This window comes from Bacillus pinisoli (assembly GCF_023036475.1).
Classification (GTDB): Bacteria; Bacillota; Bacilli; order Bacillales; family SA4; genus Bacillus_BS; species Bacillus_BS pinisoli.
Genome location: NZ_JAJQKI010000037.1, coordinates 1 through 1,374, shown reverse-complemented (window position 1 = coordinate 1,374; position 1,374 = coordinate 1). Strand labels below are relative to the sequence as shown.

Genomic DNA, 1,374 nt, shown 5'->3' with positions numbered 1-1,374 from the left:
GGTTCTACGTCAAATGTTGGGGTGATGACTAAGTAGTCGTCACCCTTATCCAATATGAGTACCTATTCTCTTATACTGATTAGTTAATAATATCTTTGCTCTGAAACGTAAAAAGCTTCTATAGCCATAGGCATTCCTTTTGATCACTTTAGTCGAGTTATTTATCCCTTCTAAAAATCCATTAGAGTAGTTATAGACAAAGCTGTTAAGAATCTCTATTTGCCAATTCTTAAAGGTTTTAATGGCATTACTTAGTTCTGATATGTCAGCCAATTCAACCATCTTGTAAAACTCTACGAGTTCTTGCTTAACGGTAATAATGTCTTCTTGGCCAATCTCTTTAGCCCTCTTAAACCATTTACAATAAGCTTCTTTCAATTCATACGCTTGTTTTAATTCATCAGACATATCTAAATAGCGAGCTAAATGCCAGCGTTCGTCCTCAGTTAATCGTTCATTCGCTTTATGAAATACGTGTTTCATTCTCTTACAAGTCTTTCGATCATAATCATGGAAGTCTGCCTGAACTTTTCTTCTAACCTTATCTAGAGCCCAGTAAATATACCTACAAAAGTGAAATCTATCGGCAACGATGACTGGTTTACCTAGTGCTTCTTGGACAGCTGCTTTAAATGCAGAACTCATATCCATAATGACAATTTGAACGTTTGCCCCGTGCTTTTTTAAGTAATGCTTAATCGTATTTTTATATCGATTTGGTAGTATATCCAGAGGTTGTTTCGTTACCCCATCAGCTATGATCAACTGATATTTGCCCTCTCTGGTATCACCTTTGTACTCATCAATCGCAATGACTGTTGGTAATAGCTCAACCTTTTTAATCTCATTGTTAGCAATTTGATCAAATCTACGTACCACGGTCGAGGATGAGGTTCCATAGATTTCACTTGTTTCTTTAAAGGATTTACCTTTTATCGCTCTTATGGAAACCGCTTGATTCCACTCAACAGAGGTACGTTGATAACGCTCTACAATTTCTGTTTTCTCTGAAAACCGTTTACCACAAGTACATGCGTAGCGACGTCTTCTATAGAATAGTTGTGTTTTTCTTTCAAACCACTTTAGATGTTCAATCTTCTGAATGCGATAATCGTGTACGCGCTTAGTACGTTGATCACAAGTAGGACAACGATGTATCCTCCGCTCTAACTCCAGGTGGATTTGAATAAACTCTCCAGCTTCCACAACCTTCTTAACTAGTACATCTTTCATTCCGGGTAAATTCATGATAAGATTCATATACACGTAAACTCCATTCTCTACTTGTTTCTCGTCAATTCAAGTATAAAAGAATAGGCAGTTTGCGTGTATTTTTTTTGCCAAATCAAATTGTATAAGTACCCCAACAAATAT

At 36.5% G+C, this 1,374-nt stretch carries 1 protein-coding gene; it reads right to left on the bottom strand.

What is annotated here, in order from left to right; all coding sequences use genetic code 11:
- Positions 1-45 precede the first annotated feature (45 nt).
- Positions 46-1,260, bottom strand: coding sequence for an ISL3 family transposase (locus LT143_RS20295; protein ID WP_246946200.1), 1,215 nt, complete (start codon positions 1,258-1,260; stop codon positions 46-48).
- Positions 1,261-1,374 lie beyond the last annotated feature (114 nt).

Coding starts and splice junctions, on each gene's coding strand:
- LT143_RS20295 (WP_246946200.1), bottom strand. CDS start 1,260: ATGAATCTTATCATGAATTTACCCGGAATGAAAGATGTACTAGTTAAG.